Source organism: Alcaligenes sp. 13f (assembly GCF_020496585.1).
Classification (GTDB): domain Bacteria; phylum Pseudomonadota; class Gammaproteobacteria; order Burkholderiales; family Burkholderiaceae_B; genus Alcaligenes; species Alcaligenes phenolicus.
This window is the reverse complement of sequence record NZ_JAHKKC010000032.1, coordinates 1-20,295: the sequence shown is the minus strand read 5'-3', so window position 1 is coordinate 20,295 and position 20,295 is coordinate 1. Positions and strand designations below refer to the sequence as shown.

Below are 20,295 nucleotides of genomic sequence, written 5' to 3'. Positions count from 1 at the left end.
CGACTATAAAAGATACGGAATGAAATTGAACAGAATTGGATGAAAGTTGATGGTTGTTTTTAGACTTTTCTGTTCGGGTCTGCTTTAGCTGGAATAAACGCAGATACTATTTATGATTGGCGGGCAGAAGCGGGTAGCGCCTTGATGAATGCGGGCTTTAGCAACTTCAAAGCCCTGGATAACCACGGAGGCGACCCGGTGCGGTGGGATATTAATCAGTTAATAAGTGAGCAGCAAACTTTGCGGCCTATCCATGAAGGTTATCTTAAGGATAGATTTTTATTTGGGTTGATGTCCGAATGGCAGACTAATACAAACTCTATATTAGGTGCTGGAAATAATTTTGTTACTTCTGATAAGCAGGGGCAGCCTGGTGGGATTGATGTCTTGGATTATCAGTCTCGTGTTAGATACGGATGTAGGCTTCTAGGTTATTCTGAACAGCAAGGTTGCACACCATGAAGGGCTATCCATACTGGAAAGTTGGTCTGGGGTTTATTTTGTGCCCTGGAATTGCGGGTGTTATTGCAACTTTAGTGGGAACCTATTATCAAATAATAGATCCGAAAATAAGTTGGCTTGGGGTTTTGGGTTTTTTTTCTGGTTCTTTGCCGGTAATAGTTTTTTTTACTATCGTTATTAATATTCCACCGGCTTTTATTATATCTATGGTTTTGTTGTTTTTTCGTCCTTTTCGATCGTTGATGAGTTTTTTGTTTATTTCTATTTTTGGTGGGTTTCTGGCTTTTTTCTGGGGTCAGTATATATCTCCTGCTAATGATGGGCTTGGTTATTGGGAGGCAATTTCTGAAAATTGGTTAACCACGCCGTTTGCCAGTGCATTTGTACTTGGCGCGATTTCGTCATTGGTGATGGCGTTTTGGGTTTTGCCTAAACGGTCTGAAGTAAGCGACAGAAAACAGTGAAATAGTTGAAATTAACCCGGTCATGAATTGGTGAAAGCCAACGTAAATGGGTTTTATTAAATATTAAGACGATAGATCGATCATTTTCTTAACACCCTGTCCACTTGGAGCGGGTGAGCGAAGAGCATAACGGTGCGAGCAATCATGGTAATCAATAGCGCCATGACAGCCCTTGATGGCTTATGGGTCTTGCCTAAGTACCCTAGAGGCGAATAAGTTGATTCATCTTGGAAGAAGGGCTTAGGTTCGTTTTGCGTATAAGTTTTTGATGTATAGCCAATCAGGGGGGCGAAGCATGAGTCCGTACCCACGCTTGCGGGTATTTTTGGGTTTCTTGTTGTGTCCCATGCTGGCGGGTCTGTTTATTGGGGTGTGGCTGGCGCTCTCGGGGGCCCAGTCCGGGGATCAGGCTTGGGTGGTGCTGGTAGGCAGTATGGCAGGTGGTTTGTTGGCCGCTCTTAATGCACTTGCTTTTTATGGCGCCCCAGCGCTGTTACTGGCCTTGATCTATAGCGTGGTGAAACCTACCAGAACATGGCTTAACGTTTTATTAATTGCGCTTCTAGGAGCATTGACCGCCTTACTGTGGAACATGTTTGTATTTCCAGGCCTGAAGGATTGGGCGAGTGCGTTACTGGGAGGCGGCACCTCATTGTTAATGGCCATATGGGCCTTGCCTAAGCAGGCCCCAAATTCGTACCGGAAAGATAAGGTCCCGGAAAAGTAACGGAGCCTGAATAAATAGGTGATCTAGCCTGTGGGTGTGTTGAGCTTATTTCTTGGACGCCTTAACTAAGCCAAAAGGCAAGAGAGGGTAAGCCCAAAGTTGAACGGCTCAGTTTGATCAGGTGAGTGCCGGGGCTTGTCTGGACACAAAATTCAAGGATTAGCGCTAGGTATTTCGTTACCTAAGGTATGGATTGTGCCTGTTCGAGGCAGTACCGTGCGCCATGTTCTGAGAGCGCCAATAGGCTTAAGGGGTTGTTAACCTCGGTTGAATCGCAGTTCCAATTATGTTGCACTAGGCTTGGAGCCGCATTGTTGTCGTACTGTCTGGCGGCAGCGCTTGGCCTTGTGTTTTGAACGAGATTTTCTGGTAGTGGTGGCGATGAAGAAGAGTAGGCAGAACCTGGTAAATAATCGGATTGATGCGGGATATATAGTAAGAGACTTCAGCTTTAGGTCTGGTTCGCGGATCAGGAACCTGGTCTCAGCGGCTTTGGCTCTTGTGTTGGGCGGGGCCATGCTGGGAGTAGCGCAGGGGGAACCGGTACAGCCTGAGCAGCTTCGTTTTCCTAGTCTGGATAAGTGGAAGGGCGATCAGGCTTTAACGCTGGACGGATACCTGTTCAAGCCCGCAGGCGCTGCGCCTTTCCCTGCTGTTGTCATGTTTCATGGCTGCGCCGGTGCATTATCCGTCAAGACTGGGCGCATTACCTCGCGATTTACCAATATGGCGCACTTGCTCAACGAGATGGGCTATGCGGTGTTGATTGTGGACAGCTTTAATCCACGTGGCGTGTCACAAATATGCACGACACCTCTTGCGGACCGGGATATTAAGAACAGACACCGGATCAGGGATGCCTATGGGGCCTTGCAGTACTTAAATTCGCGCCCTGACATTGTGACTGACAAGATCGGTGCCATCGGGTTTTCGCACGGGGGTAGCGGTGCGTTGTCGGCAATGGACGCGACAAGCGAAGCGTATAAGCGCTCGGGACAGCAATTTGCAGCGGCGGTGGCCCTATACCCAGGCTGCGGCTGGCAGTCGCGCAAGCGCCCCGAGTTTTCTGCGTATGGCCCTTTGTTGATTTTGGCTGGCGAGAAAGACGACTGGACGCCGGTAGCGCCGTGCAGAGATTTGACGACTCGTAGCCAGCAGCGCAACGAGCCTGTTGAACTGATTGTGTATGAAGGCGCCTATCATGCCTTTGACAGCGAAAATGAAGTCTACGTCCGTAAGAATGTACCTAACGGTGTTAATGGTCAGGCAGGAGTGCATGTGGGAGCCAATCCCGCTGCCCGCGAAGCGGCCTATAAACGCATTCGCGAGTTCTTCCGTGAGCATTTGAGCTAAGCCGTCCAAAAGGTGGGTTCTGACGCTGGGCAGTGCATAGGCGGACCAGAACAGCAGCCCTTTTCGAGCGCTCTTTATTGGTTCAGCTCAAACGAGATATGCCCCAGGCACCCTGGCAGGCTAAGGGTTTTATCCGAATGGGGCGCATCATTGTTGAGGGCAGTGCTGATTCTGCGTAGGTTTGCCTCGTATTCTCCCATCGTGAGTGCGCTACCCCTGTTTGTGTGTGATGAGCGAGGGATAGCGGTCACGGATATGTTATTGGGAAGGGCAGTGCTTGGGTTCGGTCAGCGGGATGGATCGTTGGGGCAGTCCTGGGCAAATTCAATAATGAATTGCACGCTGACGTTTCCATTCCATTCGTTCTGGTCCAAGCGATAAGCGGCTTCGATATGCTCGGACAGCAAGGTATCGCGATTGAACCAAATGGCATCGAAGTATTCGCCGTTACGCTCCAGACTCAATTTCAGATGCTTGTTTTTCAGTAAGCGCTGCTGGCGCACAAAGAATCGGTCATGGAATACTGGTGCTGGAAAACCTGCGCCCCAGACTTGTTTTTGTAGCATGCCGGCCACCGTAATATTGATGTGCTCGGGCTCCAGCGAACCGTCCGTTTCGATGACAGGATCAAACTGGAAGCGGCCTGTCAGTTCCTGCACGGCTTCTTCAAAAGCTTGCACAAACACATCGTAATTATCTTCTTCGATTGTCAGGCCAGCTGCCATGGCGTGGCCACCAAACTTCAGAATCAGGCCGGGGTAGCGTTTGGAGACCAGATCCAGCGCATCGCGCAGGTGGACGTCGGGGATGGAGCGGCCCGAACCTTTGATCTCGCCTTCGTCACCTTGTGCAAACGCCAGGGTAGGACGCCAGTACTTTTCTTTCAAACGCGAGGCGACCAGGCCAACCACGCCCTGGTGCCATTCGGGGTGGAACACGCACACAGTGGCGCTGGTGTCCGGTTCGGCCAGTTCGGCTGCGCGCAGGGCCTCTTCGCGCATGGATTGCTCAATCGAGCGGCGATCCTGGTTCATGTCCTCCAGTTCGCGAGCCAAATTAGCGGCCTCGTCTTCGTCATCCGTGATCAGGCAGCGTATGCCCAAGGCCATATCGGCCAGTCGACCGGCGGCGTTGATGCGTGGCCCCAGGGCAAAACCCAGATCAAAGGCGCTGGCCTGCCGCGGGTCACGGCCAGCAACCTGGAACAGGGCGCGCAGCCCAGCCTGCATCTGGCCCTTGCGCATGCGCTCCAGCCCTTGGGTGACGATCAGGCGGTTATTGGCATCCAGGCTGACTACGTCGGCCACGGTCCCCAGGGCGACCAGATCGGCCAGTTCGTTCAGGCGTGGGCCTGCATTGGCCTCATATACCCCGCGCTGACGCAGCTCGGCACGCAAAGCCAGCATCAGGTAAAAAATAACGCCCACACCGGCCAGGTTCTTGGAGGGGAACTCACAGCCGGGCTGATTGGGGTTCACAATCGCCAGGGCATCGGGCAACTCATCGCCGGGCAGGTGGTGGTCTGTCACCAGTACTTTCATGCCCGCCATATGAGCGGCTTCCACACCATCAATACTGGCAATGCCGTTATCCACGGTAATCAGCAGATCCGGTTTGCCCGAGGGATGTTGCTCTGCCAGTTCGACCACGGCGGGTGACAGGCCATAGCCGGTTTCAAAGCGGTTCGGAACCAGAAAGTCCACGACTGCCCCCATGCTGCGCAGCGCACGCAGGCCGACTGCACAGGCGGTAGCGCCGTCACAGTCGTAGTCGGCAATGATCAGCATGCGGTCCCGGCGGGCAATGGCATCGGCCAGCAAGACGGCGGCTTCACGAGCCTGGGTCAGCATATTGGGCGGAATCATGTTGCGCCAGGCCGGATCGATCTGGGCGGCATCGGTTACACCCCGGGAGGCCAGCAGACGGGCCATTAAATCGTGAATCCCGGCCTGTTTCAGGGCGTGGCTGGCGGCTTCTTGAGCGGGACGGTTTTTCAGGATAGGGGTGACCACCACTGACTCCAGTTAGAGGTTTGTTTGAACAGGGACAAGGGCCAGATGCGGCGCGAGGCAGGACCGACGTGAGCATAGCGGTCCAGTCCGGTCAGCACCAGTTCTGGCATGGGCCCTGCGGCCAAGGGGGCGAGCACGGTACGATCCAGCTCGGCCAGTTGTGGTAGCCAAAGCCCCCAGTCTTGACGTATCAGGCTGTCTTGCAAATCATCAATAATGCGCAGCCCGGCGGGCTCGGGGCCTAATTGCTGACAGGACGCTCCGCCAAACAGCCACAAGCTGTTCACATTGGGCAGACCCGCCTGTTCGCGCTCCTGATTGTCCGGCAGGGAAAAGGCCAGCATTTGAAATTCATTGATAAGACGACGCCAGGGGCGGGTTTGCACATCCTGTGTCCACCAATTATTCAAATTGCTTTGGCTGACCAGTTCTGTGGAGGCCGCTTGCACCGTAAAATCAGCTGGTGGAGTGACACGCCACAAGGCCGGGCTGATGTACTCGAATTGAAAGCCGGTGTCGTCCAGATAAGGGCGAATGGCCTCCAGCAAGGCGCGGCTATAGGACTCAGTCAAGGCCAGTTGCTCGCTGGGTATCAGCATGGCGCCCTCGCGAGAGGGGGCAATGTGCACCAGCTCTGCCAGCCAGACAGCTTCTTCAGGTGCCACCGAGTGGATTTGTTTCAACTGGCGTAGCCGCAAAGGGGCCAGACCTGCGCTAAGATGCTGGGCTTGGTGCGCCGTAAACCCGTGGGCTTGCAAAAGCCAGGCTTGTGCTGGCGTGCACAGGTCCTCGGACGGGTCGCGTACCGACAGCGTGCCTTTGCCCTGAGTCAGTAACTGAACCAGTGAAGGGGCCGTCTGGGGCAAGTGTTTGATGAGTTCGCGCGCGATAGCCGGTTCCGGCAGCGCACCGTTGATTACGATCTGCATGACAGCGATTGTAGTGTTTTCTTTGAGGCGATAGCAGCTCGGATGGGATACGAATTTTGGATTGGAGCGCGGTATGCCGGCCTGGCCAAGGGCCGCAAACGGCGTGGGGGACGAAAAGACCGTTTCGTCTCCTTTATTGCGGGCAGCTCGATGGCGGGGATTGCCCTGGGGGTAGCCGCGCTGATTGTCGTGCTGTCTGTCATGAACGGCTTTCAGACCCAGGTGCGTGATCGCATGCTGTCGGTCTTGCCGCATATTGAACTGATTGTGCGCAATGCCGATCATCAGCAAGTCCTGAATGAATGGAAGTCGCTGGCCCAAAAAGCCCAGACCAATCCGGCGGTGGTGGGCTCGGCCCCCTATGTGGCCGGTCAGGGCATGTTGGTGCGCAGTAATCAATTGATGGGCGTGCAGGTACGTGGCATTGAGCCTGATCAGGAAAGCAAGGTGTCCGAGCTGGCCCAGCAAATGGTCATGGGCCGACTGGAAAATCTGCAGCCAGGCACTTTCGGGATTGTGCTGGGCGAGCAGTTGGCCAATCAATTGCGTGTCAGCACGGGCGATACGATCATGCTGATGGCCCCGCAAGGCTCGATCTCGCCAGCCGGTTTTTCACCACGCATGCGCCAGTTCACGGTAACCGGCGTGTTTTCCTCCGGCTATTACGAATACGATGCCAGCCTGGCTTTTGTGAACGTGGATGATGCTTCCAAGATTTTCCGCGACAGTGGCAATAGTGGTGTGCGTCTGCGTATTAAAGATATGCAGCAGGCCCCCATGGTGGCTCAGGAGTTGGCCAGCAAAATGCCGCGCAACGTGCTGGTGTCGGACTGGACAGCTAATAACCGTACCTGGTTTGCCGCTGTGCAAACCGAAAAACGCATGATGTTTCTGATTCTGGCCTTGATTGTGGCCGTGGCGGCTTTCAACCTGCTGTCTTCCTTGGTGATGGCCGTGAAAGACAAGCAGTCGGATATTGCGATTCTGCGCACTATTGGTGCCACCCCCAGCGAGATTGCCCGTATTTTCCTGGTGCAAGGTGCTTTGATTGGCGTTGTGGGTACCTTGCTGGGCGTCGGTTTGGGTACCTTGATTGCCTACAATATCGACGTGATCGTGCCCTTTATTGAAAACCTGATGGGTCGTAAATTCCTGCCTCAGCAGATTTACTTCATCAGCGAATTGCCTTCCAATCCGCAGGTCTATGACATTGTGCTGATTGCTATCGTCTCGCTGGTTTTGTCCTTCCTGGCCACGCTGTACCCAAGCTGGCGTGCTTCCAAGCTTCAACCTGCACAGGTGCTGCGTCATGACTGATCTTATCGCTCCAACCGTGCTGCGCGCGCGCGATGTCAGCGTCCACTACGAGGAAGGTGGCAACAGCATTCAAGTGCTTTCCGGGGTGAATCTGGAAGTGTGTCGTGGCGAGATGGTGGCTATTATCGGCGCTTCCGGCTCGGGTAAAAGTACCTTGCTGCACGCTTTGGGCCTGCTGGATAAGCCTGATACAGGCAGCATCGAGGTTAACGGCACCCAGACAGAGAGTCTGAATGAAAGCGAACGCAGTCAGCTGCGCAACAAGGTGCTGGGCTTTGTGTACCAGTTCCACCATTTGCTGCCTGAGTTTGATGCGCTGGACAATGTGGCCATGCCCTTGATCGTGCGTCGCATGAAGCGTCCAGAGGCGCGCGAGCAGGCTCAGCAGGTTCTGGAACAAGTGGGTTTGTCCCAGCGCGTGCATCACTATCCGGGTCAGTTGTCTGGGGGCGAGCGTCAGCGAGTGGCCTTGGCGCGTGCTTTGGTCACACGACCTGCCTGCGTGCTGGCGGACGAGCCTACGGGTAATCTGGACCGCTATACCGCTGAAGGCATGTTTGAACTGTTAAGCCGGGTCAATGAAGAGTTCGGCACGGCTTTTGTCATCGTGACCCATGACCAGGCCCTGGCCTCCCTGGCCCATCGTCAGCTGGTCATGGACAAGGGCTATCTGACCCAGGAAATCAGGTCCGAGCGCCGGGTCTAATACCTGGCAGGGGCGTGGGGCTGTCATACCGCGTCCTTCCCTTTGAGGGGCTGAGGTTTGTGGGGAGTCTCGTTATGCTTATCGATACGCATTGTCATCTGGATGCTCCCGAATTTGCTCAAGACCGAGAGCAGGTGATTGAGCGTGCCCGCGTGGCGGGTGTACGTTCGATTGTGGTGCCGTCCGTAGGTGTATTTGACTTTCAAACTGCCCGTGAGACCGCGATGGCAGCACCCGGGGGCGTGTATGCGCTGGGGATTCACCCCCTGTTTACTCCTGAAGCGGGGGCAGTAGATCTGGAAGCCCTGGAGCAGGAAATCCAGCTGCGTCTGGACGACCCGCGTTTTGTCGCCTTGGGTGAAATCGGTCTGGATTACTTTGTGCCAGAGCTGAAAACCGAAGAGGCTAGTCGTCATCAGGAATGGCTGTATGAAGCTCAATTGGCCATGGCGCAACGCTATGGCTTGCCTGTACTCCTGCATGTGCGTCGCTCTCAAGACCGGGTACTGAAATATCTGCGGCAGTTTCCGGGAGTAGGCGGAATCGCCCATGCTTTTAACGGTAGTGAGCAGCAGGCGCAGATGTTCGTACGCCAAGGCTGTGCGCTGGGTTTTGGTGGGGCCATGACCTTTGGCCGAGCCAAGCAGATTCGCCGTCTGGCGCAGGATATGAGTCTTGATGATATTGTGCTGGAGACCGATGCGCCGGATTTGGCGCCGTCCTGGTTGGTGGAGCCGGGGACTCCCTTGGCATCGGTTCGCAATGAGCCGGCTGAGGTGAAAGGAGTCGCGGAGAGTCTTGCGGAGCTGCGGGGGATGGACGTGGCTGATGTCATTCGCCAGACCGGGGCCACGGCACGACGAGTCTTGCCAAGGCTGGATGCGTTTTTGTCTAGCCAGGGGTATTAGGCTGGGGGCAGGCTTTTTGATGTTGCCAGAACTGCTTTTTCACTGGGCTTTCACTCCTGGTTTATCTGTCAGGTAAGAGGCGCGTTTTGCCTATCGGTACAAGCCGATATGAGCAAAGTGTCCTTGTTTCGACCCTTTGAGGCACGCCTGAACTCTACGCTATAGATTTGCGTGGAGATCACGATGGCAGGGCAGAGCACATGACAGGGCGTGCGTGTTTAGCCGCTTTTGTGGCCGCAGCCACATTCACCCATTTCCTGAAGCCTTCGTATCTGGCCTTGCCTGTTTGGCCGTGGCTGGGTGCTGTGGTTGTGAGCATCTTGCTGGCGCAGCGTTTTTCTTTTGCTTATGTTCTGGTCTTTGCCTGCTTGGGAGCCAGCTACAGCATTTGGCATATACAGGGCCGGCTGGCTCAATCCGTCCCGGTCACTGACATCAATAAAGTCAGTCGGGTAGAGCTGGAAATCCAGTCCTTGGTACAGGCAGGGCCGAATTACAGACAGTTTCAGGCACGCGTCCTGAACTCCCAGCCGCCCGGTTTGCCCGAGCAGATTCTGGTTCGCTGGAATGCGGCTCAAGGCCATCGCTCCTTGTACCGTGAGCCGTCTGTACAAAGCTTCCCCGAGCTGATGCCCGGTCAGCGCTGGCGCATGTCTTTATTGATGCGTCCACCTCAAGGAGCCCGTAACCCTCATGGCTTTGACGCAGAACGTCATGCCATGACTCAAGGCTGGCGGGCTGTGGGCAGTGTGCGGGGTCAGCCACAACGATTGGACTTCGATCCGGCGCAGTCCTGGTTCACATGGACGGAGCGTCTACGCCATCCTTTGCGCAACGTCCTGATGCCCTACGTACAAGAACAACGCTGGGGCGGGGTGATGCTGGCTTTGTCTTTGGGAGATCAGGCCAGTATCGCGGCACCGGATTGGCTGATCTTTAACCGCAGTGGCCTGACGCACTTGGTGTCGATAAGCGGCACGCACGTTACGTTCCTGGCCGTGTTGTTGGCTGCCTTAGTGTCCTGGTGTTGGCGACGTGTTCGTTGGGGGCGCTGGGTATTGGCCGAACAAGTTCCTGCTCAGGTTGCTGCGACCTGGGTAGGTATTGCCGGGGCGGGTGCTTACTGCGTCATCGCAGGCTGGGGTGTTCCTGCCCAGCGTACTTTTTTGATGTTGCTGGTGCTGGGTGTCTGCCGTATTCGGGGTTTACATTTGGGAGCCAGCCGGACTTTGCTGATTGCAGCTCTGTTTGTGGTTTTGCATGATCCATGGGCGGGGCTGACCACCGGCTTTTATCTATCTTTCGCCGCCGTTTCGGTCTTGTTCGCGTTTGGCGCTTTGATGGGGCAGGTGCCGCAGCCAGGCTCCTGGTGGCAGCGCTGGGGGCGGCGGATCTGGTTTGCGACTCAGTTGCAGGTGCTGATTACCTTGGCCTTGTTGCCCGCACTGGCCCCCTTGTTCCATGAAATATCCTTGGCCTCCTTGCCCGCGAATGCGTATGCCATCACCTTGATCGGCTCAGTTGTGACGCCGCTGGTGCTGCTCTTGTTGATTTTGGCGGCGCTACAGGCTCCGCCAAGCTGGTGCGAGTCTGTCGCCAATCTTGCTCATGCTGTATTGGATTTCACCATGCAGCCTACGATCTGGCTGGCGGAGCGCAGCCTTGCCAGTGTGCCAGTGCCTGCCCAGCACTGGGCTTGGACAGTTCTGGCTTTGCTGGGGGTACTGCTATTACTTTTGCCCAAAGGCTTTGTGTCCCGCTTGAGCGGCCTGTCTCTGTTGGTGCCCGCCTTGGCTTTGCGACCTTCTTTATTGCAGGAAGGGGACTGGGACTTGTTTGCCCTGGATATAGGCCAGGGCAGTGCGGTGGTGCTGCGTACACGCAGTCAGGTGTTGCTGTTTGACGTGGGAAACCGCTACGGCCCTGATTCCGATGAAGGCAAACGCAGCATTGCCCCCTGGTTGAAAGCCAAGGGAATAGGGCGGATCGATACCTTGGTGTTGTCTCATGCCGATATGGACCATGTGGGCGGGACGCGCAGCGTATTGCAGGCGGTACCGGTTAGCCGCTCCTATAGCAGCTTTGATCTGGACGCGCATCTGAATCGGGAGGAGCGTTTGCTGGCTGTGCCTGCTGGCTCCACTGTTCGCCCGGAGCAGGCCCTGCGCTGTGAGCAGGATGTGCACTGGGAGGTAGACGGCGTACGTTTCCGGTTCTGGTGGCCCCCTGCGGATGAAGCCAGATTCAAGGCCGCCTATGGCAGTGAGGAAGATAAGAATGCCATCAGCTGTGTGCTGGAAATTCGAGGTGCCCGACACAGCGCCTTGCTTTTGGGCGATGCCGGTGTGGCGCAGGAGCAAGCCCTTGTGGCGGCGGGTTTGGGGCCTGTTGATGTCGTTGTAGTCGGGCATCACGGTTCCCGGACCTCCTCGGGGGCGCATTTTGTGAAACACATGCAAGCGGGGTTGGCGATTGCTCAACTAGGATGGTGGAATCGCTTTGGGCATCCACATGCGCAGGTGCAAACGCGTTGGGAACGCTCCGGCGCTTTATTCCTGCGTACCGATCATTGGGGCGCTTTGACTGTGGAGTCGCGTCCTTCGGCCCTGTATTACTTTGGCGAGCGTGATCGTCACGCCCGCTACTGGCAGTCCCCAGCACCGCCCTGACGGCAGGACAGAAACGGCATAGTAAAGCCCTCGGGCTGGGCTACAATAGTCCTTTATCTGTCAAATTCTGGTCTGAGCGTTCATGACAACTGATCTTCAGGAGCCGCGCCTTAATTGGGTTATGTGTGCCAGTGCCTCCGGTACGCACCGCATGGCGTACTGGGAGTGGGGCGATCCCGGTAACGATCAGGTCTTGATGTGCGTGCATGGTTTGACACGTACTGGCCGGGATTTTGATCAATTGGCTCAGCGCCTGTCCGAACGCTACCGTGTGGTAGCCCCCGATGTTGTGGGACGTGGCCGCTCTGATTGGCTGATTGATCCAGCCGCTTACGCCATTCCTCAATACGTTGCCGACATGTTGGTATTGATTGCCCGATTGCAGCCGGCACGGCTGGATTGGGTGGGTACATCCATGGGCGGTTTGATTGCCTTGGGTTTGCAAGGCGCGCAAGCCATGTCAGCCTTGCTGCGTCCGGCTCGCCCCGGACCAGGTCTGGGTGTCGAGCCCTTGCAACTGCCTTTGGGTCGAGTCGTTCTGAACGATGTAGGCCCGGCGCTGGATATGACAGGGCTGCAACGCATCAGTGAATACGTTGGGCAGTCCGTGCTGTTTGATACCTTCGAGCAGGCGGTGGAGTATGTACGTTCCGTCTCGGCTTCCTTCGGAGAGCATTCCGCTGAAGAATGGGCCGATATGTCCCGCCACGTCTTTGTGGAACATGAAGGTAAATGGCGTCGCCATTACGATTTGCGCTTGTCGCAAGCCTTTGCTCAGCAAGCGGATGTGGACTTGCAAGCGGCACAGGCCTTGTTGTGGGGCGCCTATGAGGGTTTGCCGGATAAGGTGCTGATCGTGCGCGGTCAAGAGTCCGATCTCTTGAAGCCAGAAGCGGCCCAGGAAATGTTGCAACGCAATCCCAATTCGCAACTGGTGACTATTCCCAATGTGGGACATGCGCCCATGCTGCGCAATGCCGAGCAAATCGACCACATCGACTACTTTCTAGCTGGATAGCCCCTTATGAGTGTTCAGGCCCGCTTGCCCGTTGATTTGCATTGCCATTCCATCTATTCAGATGGTGTGCTCAGCCCCGCGGAACTCGCCGCGCGTGCGCATGCTAACGGTGTGAAACTGTGGGCCCTGACGGATCATGACGAAATTGGTGGCTTGAAATTGGCCCGGCACTATGCCGAGGATCTGGGCATACGCTTTGTGGACGGGGTAGAAATCTCCGTCACTTGGGCGAATAAGACTATCCACATTGTGGGCCTGGGCGTGGACCCGAACCATCCTGCCTTGCAAAAGGCGCTGCATGATGTGCGTGCTGGCCGCGAGCAGCGCGCCCGTCAAATGGGTGACCGCTTGGAAAAACTGGGCTTTCCCAATGCCTATGAAGGTGCAGTTCCATTTGCTGCCAATCCTGAACTGATCAGCCGCACGCACTTTGCGCGGTTTCTGGTGCAGCAAGGTTACTGCGTTGATATGAATGAGGCCTTTCGCCGCTACTTGGCGGATGGCAAGCCTGCTGCCGTGGAAACCGTCTGGGCCAGCCTGGAAGAGGCGGTGGGCTGGATACGTGAATCCGGCGGCAAGGCCATTATTGCCCACCCCGGACGTTATGAATTGGATGGCACCCGCAGCCATGCCTTGTACACCCAGTTTCTGGAACTGGGTGGCGTAGGTATTGAAGTGCTGACAGGCAGTCATACTCCGCAGGAATACAGCGTGTATACCCAGGTAGCACGCAGCTATGGTTTTGAAGTGTCCTGTGGTTCGGATTTTCATGGTCCCAGCGAAGGGCGTGTTGATTTAGGCGGTTTACCGCCTTTGCCCTCTGGATTGAAACCCGTTTGGCAGGAGTGGCTCTAGCAGGAGCCTTGAAAACGATGAATAAAGCCTTTGTGAAAGAGTCCGATCAGGACGATGACGACGATCTGGACGCCCCGGCCAGTGCGCTACCCAGTGGGACCAAGAATTACATGACGGTCCTGGGGTATCGCCGTTTGCGTGGCGAACTGAGCCATTTGATGAACAAGGAACGTCCCGAGGTGGTGCAGATCGTCTCCTGGGCGGCATCCAATGGTGATCGCTCCGAGAACGGCGATTATCTGTACGGTAAAAAACGCCTGCGGGAAATCGACCGCCGTATCCGCTTCCTGACCAAGCGTCTGGAAATTGCCGAAGTGGTCGATCCCGGCTTGCAGCCCAATCCCGATCAGGTGTTCTTTGGTGCAACCGTTGTTTATAGCGACAGCCAGGGTGAAGAGTTCACCATCACCATTGTGGGCGTGGACGAGGCCGAGCCTTTGCAGGGCCGTATCAGCTGGATTTCGCCGGTGGCCCGGGCCCTGATCAAGGCGCGTGAAGGCGACACCGTGGTGCTGCGCACCCCCGCCGGCAAGGAAGAGCTGGATATTCTGGAAGTGTCCTATCCTGAACCCGCACCAGCTCCTGATCTGGATGGAGACAGCCCGATTTGAACGCCGTACCGGGTCCGTATTGGAGATTACGGGGCGCCAATCGCTCCGGCCCCTCAAGACGTCTTGTCGAGCTTGCCGGGTTTGCTGTGTCTCCAGCCCCGCTTGTTGCGGCCCCGTTGTTTGAACTGAATTTTCCCTTTTTGTGCACGCCATTTACCGATGTGACCTCTTGTGTCGCTTCCGGTTAAAATGGCGTGTTTTCTATTTCTCCCACCTTTTTTGCCCCTCCCGTATCGTGAGCCAAATCCTGTACTTTCCCGGTTCGTCCGTGCTCTCCGCATTTCGTCGTGAGCGTTTGCTAGAGCGTGTCGAGCAGCGTCAACTGCCTGTTGCCGACATTCTTGCCTTGCACGAATACTATGTCTGGACTGAAGAGTCCGGCCTGGATGCCAGTGCGCGTCAGCACCTCAGCGACCTGCTGGACGATGGTCTGCCTGCGCTGGACCCTCAGCCGCCTAAAGGCGCCTTGGTTCTGCGTGTCATTCCTCGTTTGGGTACCGTGTCGCCCTGGGCCAGTAAAGCGACTGACATCGCTCATAACTGTGGCTTGCAAGCGGTACGTCGTATCGAGCGTGGCGTGCGTTACATCATCACCCCCAAGCGTGGCTTGCTGGGTGCCAAGGAACTGGATCAGGCTCAGCTGGAGCAACTGGCTGCCTTGCTGCACGACCGCATGACCGAAACTGTTGTTGGTTTGGAGTTTGACGGTCAGGCGCTGTTCACCCAACTGGAAGGCAAGCCCATCCAGACCGTGGATGTTCTGGGCGGTGGCGTGGCGACCTTGAAGCAGGCCAACGAGGAAATGGGTCTGGCGCTGTCCGAGGACGAAATTGAATACCTGATGGATGCCTTCACGCGTCTGGGTCGTAACCCGCACGATGTGGAATTGATGATGTTCGCGCAAGCCAATAGCGAACACTGTCGTCACAAGATTTTTAACGCACAGTGGGTAATTGACGGTCAAAACCAGGGCAAGACCTTGTTTGGCATGATTCGCGAAACCCACGCGGCTCAACCTGAAAACACTGTGGTGGCTTATGCGGATAACGCCGCCATCATGACGGGCGGCCCCGCTACTCTGTTCCATGCCGGTATTGATGATCAGGCCAACGAGCCTGTGTATCAGCGCCACGAAGCACTGGTTCACACCTTGATGAAGGTGGAAACTCATAACCACCCAACTGCAATTGCTCCTTTCCCCGGTGCATCTACCGGTGCCGGTGGCGAGATTCGCGACGAAGGCGCAACAGGCCGTGGTTCCAAGCCCAAAGCGGGTTTGACCGGTTTTACCGTGTCCAATCTGTGCTTCCCTGAGCAAATGGAACCCTGGGAAAAAGACTCCCACGGTATTCCTGACCGTATCGCCAGCCCCCTGGACATCATGATTGAAGGCCCGATTGGTGGTGCTGCCTTCAATAACGAATTTGGTCGTCCCAACCTGCTGGGTTACTTCCGTACTTTTGAACAAACGGCTGGCGATCAGCGCTGGGGCTACCACAAGCCCATCATGATTGCCGGTGGTCTGGGTTCGATTGACGATCGCCTGACTCACAAAGATCCTCTGCCAGTGGGCGCCTTGCTGATTCAGCTGGGTGGTCCTGGTATGCGTATTGGTATGGGTGGTGGTGCTGCGTCCAGTATGGGCGTGGGGGCCAACCGCGCCGAACTGGACTTTGACTCCGTGCAGCGTGGTAACCCGGAGATGGAACGCCGTGCCCAGGAAGTGATCGACCGCTGCTGGCAGCAGGGCGAGAATAACCCCATTATTGCCATCCACGACGTGGGGGCGGGTGGTCTATCCAACGCATTCCCGGAACTGGTGAACGATGCCGAGCGTGGCGCTATTTTTGAACTGACTCGCGTTCCTCTGGAAGAGTCGGGTCTGTCGCCTGCTGAAATCTGGTCCAACGAATCCCAGGAGCGTTACGTCCTGGCCATTTTGCCCAAGGATCTGCCGCGTTTTGAGCGCATTGCTCAGCGCGAGCGCTGCCCCTTTGCCGTCGTGGGTGTGGCGACTGAAGAGCGCCAATTGCGCGTGACTTTCGGCGAAGGCCTGCCTGGCGTGGACGAAGTGCACACCCCCAAGAGCATCGAGGAGCGTCCTGTTGACGTGCCTATGGATGTGATTCTGGGTAAAGCCCCCCGCATGGAACGCGACGTCAAGCGTCTGGACGGCGTGGCCGAACCGCTGGACCTGACCGTTATTCCGTTGACCGAAGCCATGCATCGGGTGCTGCGTCACCCCACCGTGGCCAACAAGACTTTCCTGATCAGCATTGGTGACCGTAGCGTGGGTGGCCTGTGCAGTCGCGATCAGATGGTTGGCCCATGGCAAGTGCCTGTGGCCGACTGCGCCGTGACCCTGGCTGACTTTGAAGGCGTACGTGGCGAAGCCATGTCCATGGGCGAGCGTAGCCCTAGCGCCATGATCGACGCTGCTGCCTCCGGCCGTATGGCTGTGGCTGAAGCCCTGACCAACCTGGTCGCCAGCGATGTGCGTGACCTGAAAGACGTCAAATTGTCCGCCAACTGGATGGCCGCTTGCGGCGTGGATGGCCAGGACGCTGCCTTGTTCGACACGGTTCAGGCTGTTAGCCAGTGGTGCCAGAGCCTGGGCCTGTCCATTCCGGTGGGCAAGGACTCCCTGTCCATGCGTACCAGCTGGGAGCAGGACGGTGAGTCCCGTCAGGTGATTTCGCCAGTTTCCCTGGTGGTGACCGCTTTTGCTCAAGTGGCGGATGTGCGCCGCACCTTGACCCCCCAACTGCAAACCAATGTGGGCGATACCGCTCTGGTCTTGATTGATCTGGGGCAGGGCAAACAGCGTATGGGCGCTTCTGTGTTGGCTCACGCTTTCAATCAGGTTGGCCAGTCCGTGCCCGATATGCAGGACGCCGAAGCCATGCTGGCTTTTGTGAAGGTGATTCGCCAATTGGCCGACCAGGATCTGATCCTGGCCTACCACGACCGTTCCGACGGTGGTCTGGCCGCGACCGTGGCCGAGATGGCCTTTGCCGGTCACACCGGCGTGTCCGTGAACCTGGACATGCTGACCATCGACCCTCATGCTGCCGATTGGGGCGATTACAAGATTCGTGCCGAACAGGTTTCCGTGCAGCGTGATGAAATCACCTTGCGCGCCTTGTTCAACGAAGAGGCTGGTGCTGTTATCCAGGTGCCATTGGCCCAGCGTGATCAGGTCATGCAAACTCTGCGTGAAGCAGGTTTGTCGGCTCACTCCCATGTGATTGGTAGTCTGAACAAGACTGATCAGGTCGAGTTCTATCGTGATGGTGCTTGCATTTACCAAGCCCCTCGTGTGGAACTGGCGCAACAGTGGAGTGAAGTTAGCCGCCGCATCATGGAGCGTCGCGATAACCCCGCTTGCGCACAGGCTGAATTCGATCGCTGGGAAGACGTGCAAGACCCAGGCATCTCGCCGCGTGTCATGTTCAACCCGCAAGAAGATATTGCTGCTCCCTTCATCGCTACCGGCAAACGCCCACGCGTTGCCATCTTGCGCGAACAGGGTTGCAACAGCCAGGTCGAAATGGCCTGGGCCTTTGACACGGCCGGTTTCGAAGCCGTTGACGTACACATGACCGACTTGCTGTCGGGCCGCGCATCGCTGGAAGGTATGCAGGGCATGGTGGCTGTGGGTGGTTTCAGCTACGGTGACGTTCTGGGCGCTGGTGAAGGCTGGGCCAAGACCATTCGTTTCAACAACCAGTTGTCGGATCAGTTTGCTGCTTTCTTCGGCCGCAGCGACACCTTCGGTCTGGGTATTTGTAATGGTTGCCAGATGATGGCCGCTCTGGCTCCCATGATTCCAGGTGCAGAATTCTGGCCACGCTTTACCCGTAACCAGTCGGAAAAATACGAAGCTCGTTTCTCCAGTGTGGAAATTGCCTCTTCGCCATCCTTGTTCTTCAAGGGCATGGAAGGAACGCGCCTGCCAGTAGCCGTGGCTCACGGTGAAGGCTTTGCCAACTTCCAGCGTCAAGGCGATGCGTCCAAGGTCGCCGCTGCGGTTCACTTTGTGGATCATCGCGGTCAGCGCACCGAACAGTATCCGCTGAACCCCAACGGCAGCCCTTACGGTTTGACCGGCGTAACCACGGCAGATGGCCGCTTCACCATCATGATGCCTCACCCGGAACGCGTGACTCGTAACGTCATGATGTCCTGGACGCCAGAGCAGTGGGGCGCCGCCGATCAGGGTGCTGATCAGATGGCAAATGGTGGATTTACTCCCTGGATGCGGATGTTTCGCAACGCTCGGGTCTGGATTGCGTAATTGCTTACGCGTATAATCGATTTTTGGACGGAGTTATAAAAGCATGCGTCTCATCAAGAAAGCACTGACCTTCGACGATGTGTTGTTGGTTCCCGCTTACTCCGAGGTTCTGCCTCGCGATACATCCTTGCTCACCCGCTTTACGCGGGACATCACCCTGAATATCCCGCTGGTTTCGGCTGCCATGGACACGGTAACCGAAGCGCGTCTGGCTATTGCCATGGCACAGGAAGGCGGTATCGGGATCATCCACAAGAACCTGACGGCAGATGCTCAAGCACGTGAAGTTGCACGTGTGAAGCGTCACGAGTTCGGTATTGTGATTGATCCGGTTACGGTTACGCCCACCATGAAGGTGCGCGATGCCATCAACCTGCAGCGTCAACACGGTATTTCCGGTCTGCCTGTGGTTGAAGCCGGCAAGCTGGTGGGTATTGTTACCAACCGCGATCTGCGCTTTGAAGACCGCCTGGATTTGCCTTTGCGTGATGTCATGACGCCTCAAGAGCGTCTGATCACCATGCACGAAGGCGCCACGCTGGACGAAGCTCAGGCCCTGATGCACCGCCACCGTCTGGAGCGCGTGCTGATCGTTAACGATCAGTTCCAGCTGCGTGGTCTGGCAACGGTTAAGGATATTGTCAAAAACACCGAGCACCCTCTGGCCAGCAAAGACAGCCACGGTCAATTGCGCGTTGGCGCTGCGGTCGGTGTGGGTGATGGTACTGAAGAGCGTGTCGAGAAACTGGCCGCAGCCGGTGTGGACGTGGTGGTGGTGGACACTGCCCACGGTCACTCCCGTGGTGTTATCGAGCGCGTTCGCTGGGTCAAGAAAAATTTCCCTCGCATTCAGGTTATTGGTGGCAACATTGCTACCGCTGATGCCGCTCGCGCTCTGGTCGAGGCCGGTGCAGATTGTGTCAAGGTCGGTATTGGCCCTGGCTCTATTTGTACGACTCGTATCGTAGCCGGTGTGGGTGTACCTCAAATTACAGCGATCGCTGACGTTGCCAAGGCATTGGAAGGTACAGGCGTACCTTTGATCGCTGACGGCGGTATCCGCTTCTCCGGCGATGTGTCCAAGGCTTTGGCCGCTGGCGCTTCCGCTTGCATGATGGGCGGTATGTTTGCTGGTACCGAAGAATCTCCTGGTGAAGTGGTGCTGTTCCAGGGCCGTTCGTACAAGTCCTACCGCGGTATGGGTAGCTTGGGCGCCATGGTCGATGGTTCGGCTGATCGCTACTTCCAGGATCCTTCGAACAACGCTGACAAGCTGGTTCCAGAAGGTATTGAAGGCCGCGTGCCTTACAAGGGCAGTGTGATTGCCATTATTTACCAATTGGTTGGCGGCATCCGTGCTTCCATGGGCTACTGCGGTTGCAAATCCATCGAGGAATTGCATGCCAAGGCCGAGTTCGTGGAAATTACGGCTGCGGGTGTACGTGAGTCTCACGTGCATGACGTACAGATCACCAAGGAAGCGCCGAACTACCGCGCTGACTGATCTTAGCCAGTCTCTTGCATGCCAGAAACCGCCAGCCTTTGGGTTGGCGGTTTTTTTTGTGTATCGCCTTTGTGTTGTGGGGTAGGGGGTAGTCTCAGGATAGACGCCTCTTGCGGCCTGAGTGGGGGCGTGGGGTGGACCGCTTGCCGGTGCTGCGCACCGGTGCCCTTGGCGGTGTCGAGATACGGGCGCACTCTGAACTCACCCGGTGATTGGTCCCCCGGACCAATCACAAGCGTCGGGTTCAAACAGCAGAGTGCTTGCATCCCGTATCCCGACACCGCCCGCGGCAAGCAGTCTGACTCGCCCCACGCCCCCACTCAGGCCGCAAGAGGCTGGAGGGTAGGAACGGTTCATTGCTGAACCATTCCCCCCTAAGAACCGGACTTGCGACTTTCACCGCATCCGGCTCAAGCACAACACATCCAGCAGACATAGCTTCGGATTATATATCCGATCGCCC

At 56.4% G+C, this 20,295-nt stretch carries 14 protein-coding genes; 12 read left to right on the top strand and 2 right to left on the bottom strand.

All coding sequences use genetic code 11. From position 1 onward, the window contains the following. Positions 1 to 458: 458 nt before the first annotated feature. The 3 genes from KOE80_RS18515 (at position 459) to KOE80_RS18505 (ending at position 3,006) form a co-directional block, all read left to right on the top strand. Complete coding sequence (locus KOE80_RS18515; RefSeq protein ID WP_226349697.1) at positions 459 to 926, top strand: hypothetical protein; 468 nt, start codon at positions 459 to 461, stop codon at positions 924 to 926. Between the two features lie 295 nt (positions 927 to 1,221). Beyond that, the gene (locus KOE80_RS18510) at positions 1,222 to 1,653 is read left to right on the top strand and encodes a hypothetical protein (protein WP_060185968.1); all 432 of its coding nucleotides are present in this window, start codon (positions 1,222 to 1,224) and stop codon (positions 1,651 to 1,653) included. Between the two features lie 516 nt (positions 1,654 to 2,169). Then, positions 2,170 to 3,006 carry a dienelactone hydrolase family protein gene (locus tag KOE80_RS18505; protein ID WP_226349696.1) on the top strand — a complete coding sequence of 279 codons (837 nt, stop codon included), beginning with the start codon at positions 2,170 to 2,172 and terminating at the stop codon, positions 3,004 to 3,006. Positions 3,007 to 3,293: 287 nt separating this feature from the next. Here KOE80_RS18505 and recJ read toward each other — a convergent pair whose 3' ends face one another. After that, complete coding sequence (gene recJ, locus KOE80_RS18500; protein ID WP_226349695.1) at positions 3,294 to 5,018, bottom strand: single-stranded-DNA-specific exonuclease RecJ; 1,725 nt, start codon at positions 5,016 to 5,018, stop codon at positions 3,294 to 3,296. After that, complete coding sequence (locus KOE80_RS18495; protein WP_226349694.1) at positions 5,000 to 5,947, bottom strand: hypothetical protein; 948 nt, start codon at positions 5,945 to 5,947, stop codon at positions 5,000 to 5,002. The genes recJ and KOE80_RS18495 overlap by 19 nt, the downstream gene beginning before the upstream one ends. Positions 5,948 to 5,989: 42 nt before the next feature. Between KOE80_RS18495 and KOE80_RS18490 the strand changes: the two genes are divergently transcribed. The 9 genes from KOE80_RS18490 to guaB all read left to right on the top strand — a co-directional run bounded on the left by KOE80_RS18490 (position 5,990) and on the right by guaB (position 19,832). Continuing rightward, complete coding sequence (locus KOE80_RS18490; protein ID WP_009457991.1) at positions 5,990 to 7,264, top strand: lipoprotein-releasing ABC transporter permease subunit; 1,275 nt, start codon at positions 5,990 to 5,992, stop codon at positions 7,262 to 7,264. Then, positions 7,257 to 7,970: an ABC transporter ATP-binding protein gene (locus KOE80_RS18485; RefSeq protein WP_009457989.1), complete on the top strand. Its 714-nt coding sequence runs from the start codon at positions 7,257 to 7,259 to the stop codon at positions 7,968 to 7,970. Before KOE80_RS18490 ends, KOE80_RS18485 begins: the two co-directional genes overlap by 8 nt. Before the next feature lie 74 nt (positions 7,971 to 8,044). Next, complete coding sequence (locus KOE80_RS18480; protein WP_226349693.1) at positions 8,045 to 8,878, top strand: TatD family hydrolase; 834 nt, start codon at positions 8,045 to 8,047, stop codon at positions 8,876 to 8,878. Between the two features lie 200 nt (positions 8,879 to 9,078). After that, positions 9,079 to 11,547, top strand: a complete 2,469-nt coding sequence (locus KOE80_RS18475) for a DNA internalization-related competence protein ComEC/Rec2 (RefSeq protein ID WP_226349692.1) — start codon at positions 9,079 to 9,081, stop codon at positions 11,545 to 11,547. 121 nt (positions 11,548 to 11,668) lie between these two features. Next, positions 11,669 to 12,565, top strand: a complete 897-nt coding sequence (locus KOE80_RS18470) for an alpha/beta fold hydrolase (RefSeq protein ID WP_115635153.1) — start codon at positions 11,669 to 11,671, stop codon at positions 12,563 to 12,565. Between the two features lie 6 nt (positions 12,566 to 12,571). Then, positions 12,572 to 13,420 (top strand): 3',5'-nucleoside bisphosphate phosphatase, encoded by an 849-nt coding sequence (locus KOE80_RS18465; protein ID WP_226349691.1) that lies wholly within the window; start codon positions 12,572 to 12,574, stop codon positions 13,418 to 13,420. Between the two features lie 17 nt (positions 13,421 to 13,437). Further along, positions 13,438 to 14,031 carry a transcription elongation factor GreB gene (gene greB, locus KOE80_RS18460; RefSeq protein ID WP_009457980.1) on the top strand — a complete coding sequence of 198 codons (594 nt, stop codon included), beginning with the start codon at positions 13,438 to 13,440 and terminating at the stop codon, positions 14,029 to 14,031. A 235-nt stretch (positions 14,032 to 14,266) separates the two neighbouring features. Next, the gene (purL, locus tag KOE80_RS18455; RefSeq protein WP_226349690.1) at positions 14,267 to 18,328 is read left to right on the top strand and encodes a phosphoribosylformylglycinamidine synthase; all 4,062 of its coding nucleotides are present in this window, start codon (positions 14,267 to 14,269) and stop codon (positions 18,326 to 18,328) included. Positions 18,329 to 18,371: 43 nt separating this feature from the next. After that, a complete protein-coding gene (gene guaB, locus KOE80_RS18450; RefSeq protein ID WP_009457979.1) occupies positions 18,372 to 19,832 on the top strand; it encodes an IMP dehydrogenase in 1,461 nt (486 codons plus the stop codon). The last annotated feature ends 463 nt before the right edge of the window (positions 19,833 to 20,295 follow it).